The organism is Nocardia sp. NPDC057668, from assembly GCF_042799795.1.
Taxonomy (GTDB): Bacteria; Actinomycetota; Actinomycetes; order Mycobacteriales; family Mycobacteriaceae; genus Nocardia.
This window is the reverse complement of sequence record NZ_JBHVIC010000006.1, coordinates 401,886-417,558: the sequence shown is the minus strand read 5'-3', so window position 1 is coordinate 417,558 and position 15,673 is coordinate 401,886. Positions and strand designations below refer to the sequence as shown.

At 71.1% G+C, this 15,673-nt stretch carries 14 protein-coding genes; 7 read left to right on the top strand and 7 right to left on the bottom strand.

What is annotated here, in order from left to right:
* Positions 1-116: 116 nt before the first annotated feature.
* The gene (locus ACFVBH_RS32505) at positions 117-815 is read left to right on the top strand and encodes an endonuclease/exonuclease/phosphatase family protein (protein ID WP_379007554.1); all 699 of its coding nucleotides are present in this window, start codon (positions 117-119) and stop codon (positions 813-815) included.
* A gap of 1 nt (position 816) precedes the next feature.
* Here the strand turns inward: ACFVBH_RS32505 and ACFVBH_RS32500 are convergent, their stop codons facing one another.
* Positions 817-1,809 (bottom strand): acryloyl-CoA reductase, encoded by a 993-nt coding sequence (locus tag ACFVBH_RS32500; protein ID WP_354989219.1) that lies wholly within the window; start codon positions 1,807-1,809, stop codon positions 817-819.
* Between the two features lie 163 nt (positions 1,810-1,972).
* Here ACFVBH_RS32500 and ACFVBH_RS32495 point away from each other — a divergent pair, with 163 nt between their 5' ends.
* The gene (locus ACFVBH_RS32495; RefSeq protein ID WP_379007551.1) at positions 1,973-2,791 is read left to right on the top strand and encodes an alpha/beta fold hydrolase; all 819 of its coding nucleotides are present in this window, start codon (positions 1,973-1,975) and stop codon (positions 2,789-2,791) included.
* A gap of 366 nt (positions 2,792-3,157) precedes the next feature.
* Here the strand turns inward: ACFVBH_RS32495 and ACFVBH_RS32490 are convergent, their stop codons facing one another.
* Positions 3,158-3,940: an enoyl-CoA hydratase-related protein gene (locus tag ACFVBH_RS32490; protein ID WP_354989217.1), complete on the bottom strand. Its 783-nt coding sequence runs from the start codon at positions 3,938-3,940 to the stop codon at positions 3,158-3,160.
* 54 nt (positions 3,941-3,994) lie between these two features.
* Positions 3,995-5,068, bottom strand: a complete 1,074-nt coding sequence (locus ACFVBH_RS32485) for a DNA polymerase IV (RefSeq protein ID WP_379007850.1) — start codon at positions 5,066-5,068, stop codon at positions 3,995-3,997.
* Positions 5,069-5,149: 81 nt separating this feature from the next.
* On the opposite strand from ACFVBH_RS32485, the gene ACFVBH_RS32480 reads away from it, so the two are divergent.
* Positions 5,150-5,731 (top strand): TetR/AcrR family transcriptional regulator, encoded by a 582-nt coding sequence (locus ACFVBH_RS32480; RefSeq protein ID WP_379007547.1) that lies wholly within the window; start codon positions 5,150-5,152, stop codon positions 5,729-5,731.
* On the top strand, positions 5,728-6,201 hold the full coding sequence (locus ACFVBH_RS32475) for a PaaI family thioesterase (RefSeq protein ID WP_354989215.1): 474 nt from the start codon (positions 5,728-5,730) through the stop codon (positions 6,199-6,201). The genes ACFVBH_RS32480 and ACFVBH_RS32475 overlap by 4 nt, the downstream gene beginning before the upstream one ends.
* Here the strand turns inward: ACFVBH_RS32475 and ACFVBH_RS32470 are convergent.
* The 3 genes from ACFVBH_RS32470 to ACFVBH_RS32460 all read right to left on the bottom strand — a co-directional run bounded on the left by ACFVBH_RS32470 (position 6,146) and on the right by ACFVBH_RS32460 (position 9,708).
* The gene (locus tag ACFVBH_RS32470; protein WP_379007545.1) at positions 6,146-6,619 is read right to left on the bottom strand and encodes a hypothetical protein; all 474 of its coding nucleotides are present in this window, start codon (positions 6,617-6,619) and stop codon (positions 6,146-6,148) included. The two genes, ACFVBH_RS32475 and ACFVBH_RS32470, sit on opposite strands and share 56 nt — an antisense overlap.
* Before the next feature lie 220 nt (positions 6,620-6,839).
* Positions 6,840-7,802 (bottom strand): class I SAM-dependent methyltransferase, encoded by a 963-nt coding sequence (locus ACFVBH_RS32465; protein ID WP_354989213.1) that lies wholly within the window; start codon positions 7,800-7,802, stop codon positions 6,840-6,842.
* A 25-nt stretch (positions 7,803-7,827) separates the two neighbouring features.
* Positions 7,828-9,708: an ABC transporter ATP-binding protein gene (locus tag ACFVBH_RS32460; RefSeq protein ID WP_379007542.1), complete on the bottom strand. Its 1,881-nt coding sequence runs from the start codon at positions 9,706-9,708 to the stop codon at positions 7,828-7,830.
* 262 nt (positions 9,709-9,970) lie between these two features.
* Between ACFVBH_RS32460 and ACFVBH_RS32455 the strand changes: the two genes are divergently transcribed.
* Positions 9,971-10,408: a DoxX family protein gene (locus ACFVBH_RS32455; protein WP_354989211.1), complete on the top strand. Its 438-nt coding sequence runs from the start codon at positions 9,971-9,973 to the stop codon at positions 10,406-10,408.
* Positions 10,409-11,043: 635 nt separating this feature from the next.
* The gene (locus ACFVBH_RS32450; protein ID WP_379007539.1) at positions 11,044-11,739 is read left to right on the top strand and encodes a DUF998 domain-containing protein; all 696 of its coding nucleotides are present in this window, start codon (positions 11,044-11,046) and stop codon (positions 11,737-11,739) included.
* Positions 11,740-11,886: 147 nt separating this feature from the next.
* Here ACFVBH_RS32450 and ACFVBH_RS32445 read toward each other — a convergent pair whose 3' ends face one another.
* On the bottom strand, positions 11,887-12,042 hold the full coding sequence (locus ACFVBH_RS32445; protein WP_354989209.1) for a hypothetical protein: 156 nt from the start codon (positions 12,040-12,042) through the stop codon (positions 11,887-11,889).
* Positions 12,043-12,360: 318 nt separating this feature from the next.
* Here ACFVBH_RS32445 and ACFVBH_RS32440 point away from each other — a divergent pair, with 318 nt between their 5' ends.
* Positions 12,361-15,450 (top strand): FAD-linked oxidase C-terminal domain-containing protein, encoded by a 3,090-nt coding sequence (locus ACFVBH_RS32440; RefSeq protein WP_379007536.1) that lies wholly within the window; start codon positions 12,361-12,363, stop codon positions 15,448-15,450.
* Positions 15,451-15,673: the final 223 nt, after the last annotated feature.

The window sequence follows — 15,673 nt, the reverse complement described above, 5'->3', positions numbered from 1 at the left end:
CGCGGCCGGTGTCGTATCCGACTGGGCTATCGCAGGGCAAACGAACGGCCCGCGGATGTTTCACATGAAACGAAATCCGCACGGTCCGTTCGTTTCTCGTACGGTGGGTGGTTGTGATGACTGTCGCCAGCTGGAATGTGCTGCATCGTGTCCATGCCGACAACTGGGCCAGTGAGATTGCTGGTCGGTGGCCGGACGAGACCGACCGGATAGCGGCGGTCACCGCCCTGGTGGCCGGGCGCGCCGATCAGGTGATCGCCCTGCAGGAGGTCAGTGGCGATCAGCTCGCTGATCTGCGAAAGTCCCTACCGGAGCGAACTTTTCATACCCTGCGGTATCCGCGGGTGCCCAGGCCGAAGCAGGTTGCCTCGCAGTTGTCCGAGGGCTTCGAGGCGCTCGTACTGATCGTGGACGGCCCGAGCCGCACCCTCGCCGCCGAGCCGTTCGACAACGATCCGGGCAACGGCGCGCTGGTTGTGGAGGTCGCCGGGGTGCGGGTGATCGCGACCCATGTCACCGGGGACAATCGGCGGAACCGGCAATTCGCCCGGCTCGCGGAGCTGGCCACACCCGGTCCCGCGGTGCTGCTCGGCGATTTCAACGCCGACAGCAGCACCGTGGCTACCGCCCTCGGCGCGGATTTCGAGATCGCTGTATTCGCACCGGACGGTCCCGCCACCCGCCCGCGCACGACGACCTCGAAGTCCCAGTTCATCGATCACGTCATCACGCGCGGCCTCGCGGTGCGCGAGGCCGCGGTGGTGCCGGTGGCGGGGGTGTCGGACCACAATCTGGTCCGCGCCGCCGTCGGCTAGCTCAGAACTCGCCGGCCACGCCCAGCACGGTGCGGCCGGAGTGGGTGCCCTCGAGCACGGCGTGCAGGACCGACCCGGCCTCGGTGACGGGCGCGTAGTTCTCCAGCACCGAAAGGCTCTGCGGGTTCAGGTCTTTCGCGAGGCGGGCCCAGAGCTCGCGGCGGGCCGCGATGGGGTGCTGCACCGAGTCGATGCCGAGCAGGGACACCCCGCGCAGAATGAAGGGCATGACGGTAGTGGGCAGGTCGGTGCCGCCGGTGAGACCGCTGACCGCCACCGCCCCACCGTATTTCGTGGTGGACAGGATGTGCGCGAGCGAGGTGCCGCCGACGCTGTCGACCGCGCCCGCCCACAGCGATTTGCCCAGCGCCCGGACCTTCTCGCCCTCGGCGGGCAGCCGGCCGATCACCTCGGACGCGCCGAGGGTGGTGAGCAGTTCGGTGGTGCCGAGCTTGCCGGTGGAGGCGATGACCTCGAAGCCGAGCGTGGACAGGATGTCCACCGCGACGCTGCCGACGCCGCCGGTCGCGCCGGTCACCAGGATCGGGCCGGACGCGGGGGTCAGTCCGTGGTCGAGCAGGGCCTGCACGCTCAGCGCCGCGGTGTACCCGGCGGTGCCGATGGCCGCGGCCTCGCGCGGGGTGAGCCCGTCCAGCTTCACCACCCAGTCGGCGGGCACGCGCGCGTACTCGGCGAAACCGCCGTGCTGGGAGACGCCGATGCCGTACCCGTGGGCCACCACCAGGTCACCGGCCGCGAAGTCCGGGCTGTCCGAGCTGAACACCTCGCCGGTGATGTCGATGCCCGGAACGATGGGATAGTCCCGCACCACACCGCCCCCGGGGGTGATGGCGAGACCGTCCTTGTAGTTGGCGCTCGAGAAGTGCACCTTGATCGTCACGTCACCGGCGGGCAGGAAATCCTCGGTGACCACCTCGCGTTCGAGCGTGATCCCGCTGTCCGACTTGCGTGCCACCATCGCCTGGAACTCCATGCACCGAGCATAGGACCCGGCCACCGGACGCGACAGGGCCCGACGCCGCGGACGCGACAGGGCCCGCCCTACGGACGCGGCATTACCCCGCGGGTAATCGCTTTCGCTCACGCCCTTCGCGACCATTGTTCCAGCACGCGAAAAGCAAAGGAGCGCAGCCGATATGCCGACCTACCAGAGCACCGACGGCACCACCCTCGCCTACGAGGACTACGGCACCGGGGACCCGATTCTCTTCGTGGCGGGCTGGTCGCTGAACTCGGAGATGTGGGAGTACCAGCTGCACTACTTCCTCGACCGCGGCTACCGGTGCGTCCTGCCGGACCGGCGCGGGCACGGCCGTTCCGAGCGCCCGAGCACCGGCTACGACGTGGACACCCGCGCCGATGATCTGGCCCGCCTCGTCGAGCACCTGGACCTGCGCGACTTCACGCTCGTCGCGCATTCGGCGGGCGGCGCGGAGGCGGTGCGCTATCTGGCCCGGCACGGGCAGGATCGCGCGGTGCGCCTGGCCCTGCTGGCGCCCGCGATCCCGTACCTGTGCCAGACCCCGGACAACCCGGTGGGCGCCCCGCTCGAGCTGCTCGAGGCCTCCCTGCACCAGCTGCGCACCGACCGTCCGCAGTGGTTCGCCGATCGCGCGCAGGGCTATTTCGCCACCCACCTGCGCCCCGGCACGAGTCGTGCGGTGATGGACCTGGAGATGAGCCGCTGCCTCTCGGCCTCCCCGTACGCCTCGGTCGAGGTGCAGCGTCAGCTCTTCACCTCCGATCACCGCCCCGATGTCGAGGCGCTGACCCTGCCGACCCTGCTGCTGCACGGCTGGGCCGATCAGTCGATCCCGATCGAGATCAGCAGCAGGCAGGCGGTGCTGCTCGCCCCGCACGCGGTGCTGAAGGAGTACCCCGACGCCGGGCACGGCCTGTACATCACGCACGCCGCCGAGGTGAACGCGGAAATCCTGGCCTTCATGAAGGAATGAGCGGGGGACCCGGGAAGTGCCCCCCGCGCGGTGGCGGACCAGCGACCACACAGCCGCGGTGACCTTCGCCCAATCACGGCCTCGGCCGGCACATCCTGGTGCCCGCCCTTGGAACCGGTGCGCACACCCTCGATCGTGTCCACCGCGGCAATGCGGTCCACGACCTGACGGCCGGACGCCGGTCACCGCGTGCGGCGCGGCCCCGCGGTCGGCCGCCGGGGTGCAGCGACCGGCCGAGCGGCGGGGTGCGGCGACCGGCCAGGCGGCGGGGTGCGGCGACCGGCCAGGCGGCGGGGTGCGGCGACCGGCCGGGCGGCGGGCCGGAGGCGGGGCGCGGCGGGTTGCCGCCGCTCCCCGATTCTCGGCTCAGGCGAACTTCGGCGCCCGCTTGCCGACGAACGCGGCGATGCCCTCGGCGCCGTCGGCCGATTCGGCGGAATTCGTGATGAACGCGGCTTCGGTGGCCAGCTGCTCCTCGAGCGTGTGCTGCCCCGACACCAGCAGCAGCTTCTTGACGTGCGCGTTCGAACCCTTGGGCCCGGCGGCGAACTGCTCGGCGAGCTGGTCGACGGTCGCGGCGAGCTCGGCGTCGGCGACGACCCGGTGCAGCAGTCCCCACTCCAGGGCCTCGGCGGCGGTGAGCACGCGGTTGGTGAGCATGAGGTCCTGGGTGCGGCGCAGGCCGATCAGGCGCGGCAGGTAGTAGGACGCGCCACCGTCCGGGCTCAGCCCGACCTTGGTGTACGCCATGGTGAATTTGGCGGATTCGCCCGCGACCACCAGGTCACCGGCCACGGCCAGGCTCATGCCCGCCCCGGCGGCGGTGCCGTTCACCGCGACGATGAGCAGCGCGTCCATGCGGGCCAGCGCGGACACGGCCTCGTGCAGGGTGCCGGCCAGCTTTTCGATGAACTGCCCGGTGTCCGAGCTGTTCGACATGGCCTGCAGATCGCCGCCCGCGGAGAAGAACTTGCCCGCGCCGGTGAGCACCACGACCTTCACGGCCGGATCCTCGGAGCAGTAGGTTGCGGCCCGGACCAGCTCGTCGGCCAGCGCCTGGTCGATGCCGTTCGCGGCGGCGGGCCGGTTCAGGGTGATGCGCGCGATCGGGCCGGCGGGCTCGAAGCTGATGTTCTCGTACTTGGTCATCGGATGCGTGCCTTCCGTCTGTATTCCTGGTCCCAGCATGTCAAACGCGGCCGCTCACCCCGGTTCGGGACCGAATTCGACGCGGACGCCGAGCAATCGGATGGGGCGGTCCAGCTCGAAGGCGTGCAGGACCAGCAGCGCGGTCCGCACGACCTCGTCCACGTCGACGGTGGGGCCGCGCAGTTTCTTCTGTTTGGTGCGGGTGTAGAAGGTGCTGGTGCGCACGGTGACGCCGACCCGCTGCACGCTGCGCCCCTGCGCGATGGTCTCCTCGGCCACCAGGGTGGCGAGCCGGGTGACGGCCGCGTCGAATTCCGCGTGTTCGGTCAGATCGGCCGCGAAGGTCTCGGAGTGGCTGCGCCCGACGGGTTCTCGCGGCTCGGCGACGTCCGTGTCACCGGCGCCGTGCCCGAGTACCCACAGATAGGGTCCGGTATTCGGGCCGAATTCCGCGGCCAGCGCCGCGCGGTCGGCGGCGGCCAGTTCGCCGACGGTGTGAATGCCCAGGGCCGCCATCCTTTTCGCGATGCGCCCGCCGACGCCCCACAGCGCGGTGGTCGGGCGGTGCGCCATGAGCGCGGTCCAGTTGTCCGCGGTGAGCCGGAAGACGCCGGCGCCCGCGCCCGGGATCGGTTCCTCGGCGGCGCCGGATTTGCCGACCGCCTTGGCGAATCCGGTGGCGAGTTTGGCGCGGGTCTTGTTGTCTCCGATGCCGACCGCGCTGGTCAGCCCCAATTCCTCGATGGCGGTGCGTATTTCGCGGGCCAGCCGTTCGGGGTCGTCGGTGTCGGCGGCGAGGAAGGCCTCGTCGAAGCCGAGCACCTCCACGCGCCCGGGGAAGGTGCGCAGCACGTCCATGATCTCGTCGGAGGCCGCGGCGTAGGCGGGCAGATCCTGGGGCAGGAACACCCCTTCCGGGCAGTGCCGCAGCGCGGTGCGCAGCGGCATGCCGGCGTGCACCCCGCGCGCCCGCGCCGGGTACGAGGCGCACGAGACCACCTTGCGCGGTTCCTGCGGATCCCCGTTCCCGCCCACGATGACCGGGAGTCCGCGGAGTTCGGGATGGCGGCGAAATTCGACCGCGGCCTGGAATTGGTCGAGGTCGACGTGCAACAGCCAGCGCGCCACCCCTCCGTCATACCGCATGGTCTGTGGAAATGCCGGGATTCGGGGTTGCGGGACACGGCGGGACAGAACTAAATTCTGTATATGAAGATTCGAGATCGGTTGCTGCTGGCGGCCGAGCGGCAGTTCGCCGAGCACGGCGCTCTCGATGCGACGCTCACCCAGATCCGGGACGCGGCCGGCGCCAGCGTCGGCGCGCTCTACCACCACTTTCCCGACAAGGCCGAGCTGTACCGGCAGGTCTGGGCGCACGCGCTCACCGACTATCAGCGGTGCTTCTGGGCGGCCGTGGGCGACAGCGCGGACGCCGAGGCCGGGGTGCGCGCGGCGGTGACCGCGCACCTGCGCTGGGTCACCGAGAACCAGTACCGCGCACAGGTTCTCACCTCGGCGCGGCCGCCCGGGGTCCGGGACAGCGAGAGCAATCGCGAGTTCATGCGCAACGTCGCGCGGTGGTGGCGCACGCACGCGAACTACGGCGCGGTGCGTGAACTCGATTTCGATCTGCTGTACGCGCTGTGGCTGGGACCCGCCCAGGTGTACGCGCGGGGGTGGCTCGGCGGCGAGATCGTCACCGCGCCGATCGACGTGGCGCCCCAGCTGGCCGACGCCGCGTGGCAGGTGCTGCGCACCGACCGAACCGACGCACAGGAAGAACGGGCATGACAACGGAACTGAATCTCGAACTGGGACAGCGGATTCTCGACGCACAGGGCTTCAGCCGGCTCATCGGCGCCGAGCTGACCGCACTGGGTGACGGCCGCGCGACCCTGGAGATCCCCGTCCGCCCGGAACTGAACCAGCAGTTCGGCTACGTGCACGGCGGGGTGCTGGCCTACGCGGCCGACAACGCGCTGACCTATGCCGCGGCCACGGTGCTCGGCTCGAACGTGCTGACCGGCGGCTTCACCATCACCTATCTGCGGCCCGCGGCGGGCGAACGACTGCGCGCGGAGGCGAGCATCATCGGCGCCACCCGCCGCCAAGCCGTCTGCCGCTGTGAGGTTTTCGCGGACGGACCGGACGGGCCGGTGCTGTGCGCGGTCGCGCAGGGCACCACCCGCGGTGTCGAGCGCGAGCTCAGCGGGAACGGCGCAGCCACTCCATCGGCGAGCGATACGCGTAGCGCGCCTTGACGACTCCGGTCTCCAGCTGACCCACCACCCGGATCAGCGGTGCGCCCGGGAACCGCGGCATGCTCACCCGATCGGTGACGGTCGCGTCCGCCCCGCGGCGCACGCCCTCGAGATCCACCCGCCAGCCCCGGGGTACCACGATCACCACGGTGCCCGAACCGGCGTGCAGCTCGAGATCGATCTCCCGGCGGGTGCAGTGCGCCGTGGTGAAGTCGATGACGACCCGGCCCGAAGTGCAGTGGGCCACCAGCTGTTTGGGCACCGTCCACTGTTCCGGGGTGCGCTGGAAACCGGAGGTCACCCGCAACTCCATCGGGGGTTCCGCCAGCGGCGACCGCGCCGGCGCGGCATGGCCCGCCAAGCGCGTCTCGGGAAAGCGGAAAGCGGAAACCCGCTGCTGCTCCGTCGTACGACTCACTGATACTCCTCCCCCGGCCTGTGAAACAAGCATCCGATCGGCTGTGCCAGGGAAGTCGAATTATGCCGTACACCAGGGGGTTTCGGACCGGCCGGACCTTAACGGTCCGGTTACGGCCCGGTCTCGCTCCGGCACCTGATGAAGATCATGATCAACGCGAAATCGTTGCGGGACTGGTCCGGGCCCGATCCGCGGATTCCGGCGCTCGGTTCCCGTCGGGTCAGCGCTGCCCGAGATAGATGGTCGACGCGCCGAGCATGAAGATGTCCTCGCGCGTGGCGATGAAGGTGGGCGCGGTGGAATCCAGCAGTGCGTCGATGGTTTCGCGATCCGCCGCCGCGATGTCCGCGCCGATATGGGTGCGCAGCGCTTCGAGCCAGGCGACCACGCTGTCGCGGACCTCCTTGCTCGGGGGCGCGGGGTGTTCGGTCAGCACACTGAACGAGGTGACCGTGTGCAATCCGGCGCGTTCGAGCGCGGTGCCCCAGCCGTAGGGCATGCGCACGGCGGCCGGGATCTCCGCGCGCATGCGCCCGAAGCCCGCGTCGCGCGCGGCCAGCAGGCGGTCCTGCAGACCGGGTGCGCCGATGCCGAGATCCCAAGGCAGACAACGGGTGCCGAGTCCCCCCTCGGACAGCGCCAGCCAGCCTTCCGGGTGCAACAGCCGGGCGAGCCGGTCGGTGCCCGCCTGCTGATCGGGCAGGTGGTGCACCATGCGCGAGGCCCACACCACGTCCGCCCGCGGCACCAGGTCGGCCAGCGCGTCGTCGGCGGCGTCGGCGTGCACGGTCTCGACCCGGACCCGGTCGTCCCCGGCGAGCGCGTTGTCCACGGTCGCGCGCGCGGCCTCGATGAGCTCGGGCACCGCGTCCACGATCACCAGCCGGCCGCCGCCGCGGCCCGCCAGCTCGCGGGCCAGCGCGGCGCTCTGGCCGCCGGCGCCCGCGCCGATGTCGACGATGGTCGGGAGTTCGGTGGTGACCAGGCCGATGAGCCTGCGCGCGATCAGCGCGCTGCTCTCCTCGCCCATGGCATCGTCCCGGCGCAGGTTGGCCAGTTGCAGGGTCCAATCGATGCCGTCATGGGTGTGCCCATGACCGTGACCGTGGGACCGGCCGTGCGAGTGGTCGTGGCCGGTCCCGTGTGAGTGCCCGTGCCCATGACTGTGCGTGTGTGCTCCCATGGGTTCGACGCTACTCATCGTGGTCTCAGGCGGCCGCCGGGGTGGCGTCATCGGCGAACTGGGTGCGGTACAGCTCGGCGTAGCGCCCGTCCGCGGCCAGCAGCTGGGTGTGGGTGCCGCGTTCCACGACGCTGCCGTGCTCGAGGACCACGATCTGATCGGCGTTGCGGATGGTGGACAGCCGGTGCGCGATCACCAGCGCGGTGCGGCCGGCGAGCGCCTCGGCCAGGGCCTCCTGCACGGCGGCTTCGGAGGTGGAGTCCAGCGAGGCGGTGGCCTCGTCCAGGATCACCACGCGGGGCTGCTTGAGCAGGAGCCGGGCGATGGTCAGACGCTGGCGTTCCCCGCCGGAGAGCCGGTAGCCGCGCTCGCCGACCACGGTGTCCAGGCCGTCGGGCAGCGCGGCGATGAGCTCGCCCAGCCGTGCGCGTTCGAGCGCGTCCCACAGTTCCGCCTCGGTGGCGCCGGGCCGGGCCAGCGTCAGGTTGGCCCGGATGGAGTCGTGGAACAGGTGCCCGTCCTGGGTGACCAGGCCGACGGTGTCCTGGATGGACCGGCCGGTGAGCTCGCGCACGTCCCGGCCGCCGAGGCGAACGGCGCCCGAGTCCACGTCGTAGAGCCGCGAAACCAGTTGGGCGATGGTGGATTTGCCCGCTCCGGAGGATCCGACCAGGGCGACCATCTGCCCGGGCTCGGCGCGCAGCGACACCTCGTGCAGCACCTGCTCGCCGCCGCGGGCGTCCAGCGTGGCCACGTCCTCGAGGGAGGCCAGGGACACCTTGTCCGCGGCCGGGTAGCCGAAGTTCACGCGGTCCAGTTCCACGGCGATGGGGCCGTCGGGGGCGGGCTCGGCGTCGGGGGCGTCCTTGATCAGCGGTTCCAGATCCAGGATCTCGAAGACCCGCTCGAAGCTCACCATGGCGGACATGATGTCCACGCGGGCGCTGGCCAGCGCGGTGAGCGGGGAGTACAGCCGGGTGAGGAGCAGCGAGAGTGCCACCACCGAACCGGCTTCCAGCTGTCCGCTCAGTGCGAACCAGCCGCCGAGTCCGTACACCAGGGCCAGGGCCAGGGCCGAGACCAGGGTGAGCGCGGTGATGAACACCGTCTGCAGCATCGCGGTGCGGACGCCGATGTCGCGGACCCGTCCCGCGCGCGCGGCGAACTCCTCCGATTCGCGGCTCGGCCGGCCGAAGAGTTTGACCAGCGTCGCGCCCGGCGCGGAGAAACGCTCGGTCATCTGGGTGCTCATCCGGGCGTCCAGGCCCGCGGCTTCGCGCTGGATCCCGGCGAGCTTCTCGCCCATGCGTCGCGCGGGCAGCACGAACACCGGCAGCAGGATCAGCGCCAGCAGCGTGATCTGCCAGGACAATCGGAGCATCACCACCAGGGTGAGGACCAGCATCACCACGTTGGTGACCACGCCGGACAGCGTCGAGCTGAAGGCCCGCTGCGCGCCGATGACGTCGTTGTTCAACCGGCTGACCAGGGCGCCGGTGCGGGTGCGGGTGAAGAAGGCGACGGGCATCCGCTGCACATGGTCGAACACGGCGGTCCGCAGATCGAAGATCAGCCCTTCGCCGATGCGCGCGGACAGCAGCCGGATCACCAGTCCCAGTGCCGCGTCCAGCACCGCGACCGCCGCGATGATCACCGCCAGCAGCACGACCGTGCGCGGCGCGGACCCGTTGACGATGTTGTCGACGACGCGTCCGGCCAGCACCGGTGTGGCCACGGCCAGCACCGCCGATACGACGCTGAACACCAGGAACGCCAGCAGTCGCCGGTGGTGCCCGCCCGCGAACTCGAAGATCCGCTTCGCCGTCACCATCCGCAACGGTCGTTCCTCGTTGTTGGCGTGCATCTGCCGATACAGCTGATCCCACGCCACCGATTCCATACTCATCGCCGAACTCCTCACCGTTCGGAGTCCATCGAACCCCGGACCACCGACACTAAAACCTCAACAAAGGTTCACCGCAAGCCATCTCGCGCGGCGCTTCGCCGACAGCGAACGCGGCGGCGTTCTGGGACCGCCGACCGCGTCGGGCCTGGTCCCGGGGTTGTGAAAAAAAGTTTCGGCGGGAGCGATGAGTTCTCGGCGGGTGGTTCGTCCTAGCTGTTGAACGCGCTACCAACCCGGCGCGACGGACCAGAAGGACAAGAAGATGACCACCGCGAACCCCACCGCCGCTTTCTCCACCACCGACACCTACCGCCCCGGCAAGATCCGCAACCGGGTGCTGTGGACCCTGCAGATCGTGCTCGGCCTGTTCTTCATCATCGCCTCCGGCGGCCCCAAGCTGGTCATCCCGAACACGTTGATGGAGAACGCCCCCGAGAACCTGACCATCCCGATGGGCCTGCTCATCTTCATCGGCGTCGTCGAGGTCGCGGGCGGCATCGGCCTGATGGTCCCGAAGCTGACCGCCCTGGCCGCCGCCGGCCTCTCGGTCCTGACCGTCCTGGCCGCGGGCACCCAGGCCTTCATCGCCGGCAAGCCCGAGATGGCGATCTTCCCCCTGGTGCTGGCCGCGATCTTCGCCTGGATCGCCTACGAGCGCCGCGCCACCGTCACCGACCTGCGCACCGCCCTCGCGCGCTGACAAATCCATAGACACGACCGTTGATCGGCGGGCCCGCCCCGCCGATCAACGGTCGTCTCCCCGTTCGATCGCCCGTCGGGTTGGCGGCGATCGAACCCGCGGCCACCTGGCTCGCGCACCCGGCTCGGGGCGCGGGGCAGGTGGTTTGCCGGCTTGGTGGGAACAGGGATTGCCTCCCCAGCGCGATTAGTTGATGCATCACTGTGTTTGTGCGGTTGTGGGGGATTGGCTCCCCAGCGCTATGGAATCCACCGGATCCCGTAGTCAGGGCATCGGCGCGGTGGTGTGGTTGTGGGGATTGCCCGCAGTTGTGTGGTTAGGGGGTCGGTGAGATTTGTGGGGTTGTAGGGATGACCCGCAGACGCTCGGTCAGGGGTTCGCTGCGGTTGCTCGGTCAGGGGTTCGCTGCTGTCGTGTGGCCAGGGTTCGCTGTAGTCGTGCGGTCAAGGGTTCGCTGCGGTTGCGCGGACCGGGGGATCGCCGTGGTCGCGTGGTCAGGAGAACGCTGCAGACGCTCGGTACGGGGCTTGCCGCGGTTGCGTGGTCAGGGGATTGCCGCGGTCGCGGGGTCGCGGGGATCGCCGGGGTCGAGGCGGAAACGGCGCGGGGAGGGGCGGGCGGGGGAGGATGCAGCTGTGACGAACTCGGGATTCGAACGGTCCGGTGGGATCGACCGGCGGGCGCGGGCCGGGGCGATCGTGTGGGTGCTGGTCGTGCAGTACTTCGTGTTCCTGTTCGTCGTGCAGGGCGGGTGGGACACCCCGTACAGCTGGGTGCGCAACGCGATCAGTGACCTCGGGGCGGCGAACTGTGCGGCGTCGGGGGAGCGGTGGGTGTGCTCGCCGTGGCATCTGATCGCGAATGTGTCCTGGGTGATCGCCGGCGCCTGCCTGGTGGCGGGGGCGCTCATACTTGCGCCGACGCTGCCCCGAAACCGGCTCGGCCGCATCGGAACCGGGCTCGCCGTCGCCACGGGCGCGGGCCTGATCGTGGTCGGGCTGAATCCCGAGGACACCTCCGCGCGGTGGCACGTCATCGGCGCGATCGTCGCGATCGGCGGCGGCATCGCGTCGCTGCTGTGCCTGTCGATCGCGATCGGCCGGACGCGCGACTGGCCGGTCATCGCGCGCTTCGGCGTGGCGATCGGGGCGGTGGCGGTGGCGGGGCTCGTCCTCATGGTGGCGGGAGTGGGCGGCCCCGGCCAGTTCGGCCTGTGGGAGCGCGTCGCCGCGTTCCCCTTCCTGGTGTGGACCATCCTGTACGGCTGCGATGTGCTGCGCGTCGCCCGCCGCCGGTCCGCCGCGGCGACACAGTCCGGCGCGGGTGCGTGATTCGGCCCGAAGCCGGGTCCGGCCCGTTCCCGGCTATGAGCGTGGCCTGCTTCGTGCCGTTGACGCGTTTCCGCCGGCCCTTCCGAACACCGCCTTGTGCGCGCTTTCGATTGCACGGAGGCTGCGGGGGATCGCCCGGCACTCGGCTCAGCCCCGCTCCGCTCGGCTCATCCGTTCATCGATGTAGGCGATGAGCCGGATTTCCCCGCGCAGCACGTGTTCTCGTTCATCGGGAGGCAGCCCGGCGAGCAGGTCCACCAGTTCCTCCCCGCGCGGCACGTAAACCAGCGCACTGGTGTACACACGACAGCCACCGCACCAGAAGAAGCCGATGCAGCGTTCGAAGGATGTGGATTCGGGCGGGTAATAGCGATATCGGTACGTGCGGACCGCCGAGCCGCAGGCGTCGCATGTCCAGCGATCGTCGTGCCGCGATGCGAACGACTGCACCTTGATCCAGCGCCAGCGGCGATTCTCGGGCCGTGCTCTTCAATCGGTCATAACGGCATGGTCGCACCCGGCCCGCCGCGCCCGCCATGCCTTTTCGGCCGGATCACCCGGAAAAGGGCGACGGGTTCGGACCTGCGGTCCGCGCCCAGGCACTGGTTCTAGGCTGGCGTGATGAGTGAATCGTTCGTGCGCGAGCTGCGGGGGCGGCTGGCCGGGGAGGTCGACGGGTCGGTGCGGCGGCGAGTCGAGTACTCGTCGGACGCGTCGAACTATCGGGTCCTGCCGGCGGCGGTGGTGTTTCCGCGTACGGACGAGGACGTGGCCGTCGCGCTGGAATTCGCGCGGGGCGAGGGGGTCGGGGTCACCGCGCGGGGTGCGGGGACATCGGTGGCGGGCAACGCGATCGGGCCCGGGCTGGTGGTGGATTTCAGCAGGCATATGAACGCGGTGCTCGAGGTGGACGTCGAGCAGGGGCAGGCCCGGGTGCAGCCGGGGGTGGTGCTCGAGACGTTGCAGCGGCGGGTCGCGCCGCACGGGCTGCGGTTCGGGCCGGATCCGTCGACGCAGAACCGGTGCACGCTCGGCGGGATGATCGGCAACAACGCCTGCGGGCCGCGGGCGGTGGCCTGGGGGCGCACCTCCGACACCGTGCGGGAGCTGCGCGTTCTCGACGGGCGCGGGGCGGTGCGGCGGCTGGCGAACGACCCGGCGGCGGTGCCGGGACTGGCCGAGTTCACCCGGGCCAACCTCGCCGTCATCCGTACCGAGCTCGGCCGCTTCGAGCGACAGGCCTCGGGCTATTCGCTCGAACATCTGCTGCCCGAACGGAATTCGGCCGTCGCCAAGGCGTTCGTCGGGACCGAGGGGACCTGCGGGCTGCTGCTCGAGGCGACCGTCGCGCTGGTGCCGGTGCCCCGCGCCACCGCGCTCGTGGTGCTGGGCTACGCCGACATGCCCGCGGCCGCCGACGATATTGCCGCCGTCATGGCCGCAGCGCCCATCGCGGTGGAGGGCATGGACGCGCGGCTGGTCGACCTGGTGCGCGTGCATCGCGGCCGCGTGCCGGAACTGCCGCGCGGGGCGGGCTGGCTCCTGGTGGAACTGGCCGCCGACTCCGCCGCCCAGGCACGCGCGGCGGCCGAGACGCTCGGGAAGACCGCGAACGCGGTCGACGCGCGGGTGGTGCTGGACCCGCGAGAGGCCAAGGCGCTGTGGGGCATTCGCGCCGACGGCGCGGGACTGGCCGGGCGCACGCCCGACGGCGCGCCCGCCTGGCCGGGCTGGGAGGACGCGGCGGTGCCGCCCGAGCGCCTCGGCGCGTACCTGCGCGAATTCGCCGAACTCACGCGCGCGCACGGCCTCGACGGCCTGCTCTACGGCCATTTCGGCGACGGCTGCATCCACGTCCGCCTCGACCTGCCGATAGCCGATGCGCCACAGCGGTTTCGAGCGTTCCTCGACGACGCCGCGCAGCAGGTGGTGCGCTTCGGCGGCTCGCTGTCGGGCGAACACGGCGACGGCCGCGCCCGGTCGGAACTGTTGCGCCACATGTATTCTCCCGCGGCCCTGGACGCGTTCGCGGGCTTCAAGGCCCTGTTCGACCCGGACGACGTCCTCAACCCCGGCGTCCTGGTCCGCCCCCGCCCGGTGGACGCCGACCTGCGCCTGGCGGGCCTGCGCCCGCTCCCCGCCGCGGGCGGCTTCGCGTTCCCGGTCGACGGCGACCTGGCCACCGCCGTGCACCGCTGCGTCGGCCTGGGCAAATGCCGCGCCGACAGCAGCGCGTCCGGCGGTTTCATGTGCCCGTCCTACCTGGCCACCGCCGACGAGAAGGACAGCACCCGCGCCCGCGCCCGCGTCCTGCAGGAGGTGGTCCGCGGCGACCTCGACTGGCGCTCGGACGCGGTCGCCGAATCCCTGGACCTGTGCCTGTCCTGCAAGGCCTGCCATTCCGACTGCCCCGCCGGAATCGACATGGCCACCTACAAATCCGAAACCCTGCACCGCCGCTACCACCGCCGCCCCCGCCCCCTGGACCACTACTCCCTGGGCCGCCTCCCACAATGGCTGACCGCCGCAACCCGTTTCCCCCGCCTGGTGAACGCGGTAACCACCCGCGCGATCCTGCGCAGGCCCGCCGCCCGCGCCGCCGGCCTGGACCCCCGCCGTCCCTTTCCCGCCCTGTCCCCGAATCCGTTTCGGCGGGAGTGGCGTGCGCGCGGCCGTTCGCAACCGGCGGTGAACCCCGGGGCCGAATACGACCCCGCGCCGGCAATCCACCCGGTACCCGGTCCGGCAGTTCACCCCGAATCCGTCCCGATCGCACCTGCCCCGGGGAAGTCCCCCGCCGCCGCCGACGCGTTCGCGAGCGACCCCATTCCCACCGCTGCCGGAACCGATCCCGTTGCCACAGAGCCGAATTCGATACCTGCGACACCGGCCACCGGTCCCGATGCGGTGCCGACCGGCATCGGCGCGGCGCTGTCGGCTGGTGACCGGGCGCCCGCAGGCCGTGGCGCTGCTCCGGGCGGTCGTGGAGGAGCGCCGGCCGGTGTCGGGAACGCGCCCGTCCTGCTGTGGGCAGACACCTTCAGCGACGCATTCGACCCCGAAATACTGTGGGCGGCCGCCGAATTGATCGAGACCCTCGGCATCGAAGTCCGAGTGCCCGAGCGCCGCCTGTGCTGCGGCCTGACCTGGATCAGCACCGGCCAGTTGGCCGGCGCGCGCAAACGGCTCCGGGCCACGGTGGACGCGTTGCACGAGCACGTGCGCGCCGGGGGAGTGGTGGTCGGGCTGGAGCCGTCCTGCACCGCGACCCTGCGCGAGGACCTGCCACGTCTGCTGGCCGACGACGAGCGCGCCCATGCCGTGGCGGGGGCGGTACGCACCCTCGCGGAGTTCCTCGAAGCCCAACCGGGCTGGCAGCCGCCGGATCGCAGCGACCGTAGCGTCGTGGTCCAGCCGCACTGCCACGAACACGCGGTGTCGGGCTTCGCCGCCGAGCGCCGCATCCTGGAACGCACCGGCGCGCGGGTGCGCGAGATCGCGGGCTGCTGCGGCCTGGCCGGAAACTTCGGCATGCAGCGCGGCCACTACGAGGTGTCGGTGGCGGTCGCCGAGAACGGCCTGCTGCCGGCCCTGCGGGAGGCGGACGCGGGCACCGTCCTGATCGCCGACGGCTTCAGCTGCCGCACCCAGGCCGATCACCTGGCGGGCCGCCCGGCGCAGCATCTGGCGCAGTTCCTGCTGGGTCCATGACGGGTGCCGGATGATCGAACGGCTCAGCAGCGCGCCGGCAGCTGTCTGCATCCGCGGCGGCGGCCCGACTGTCCGCGCGGCGGTGGCCGGCTGCGGGACGACCGTGCCCATCCGGCACCGCCTGGCCGTGGCCGCGGTCACTGGCGCAGAATGTCCCGGTGACCTCCGCTCCGATTGCCCGCGACGCCGCGCGCACGGTGCCCGCCGAGAGCACCCGCACGGT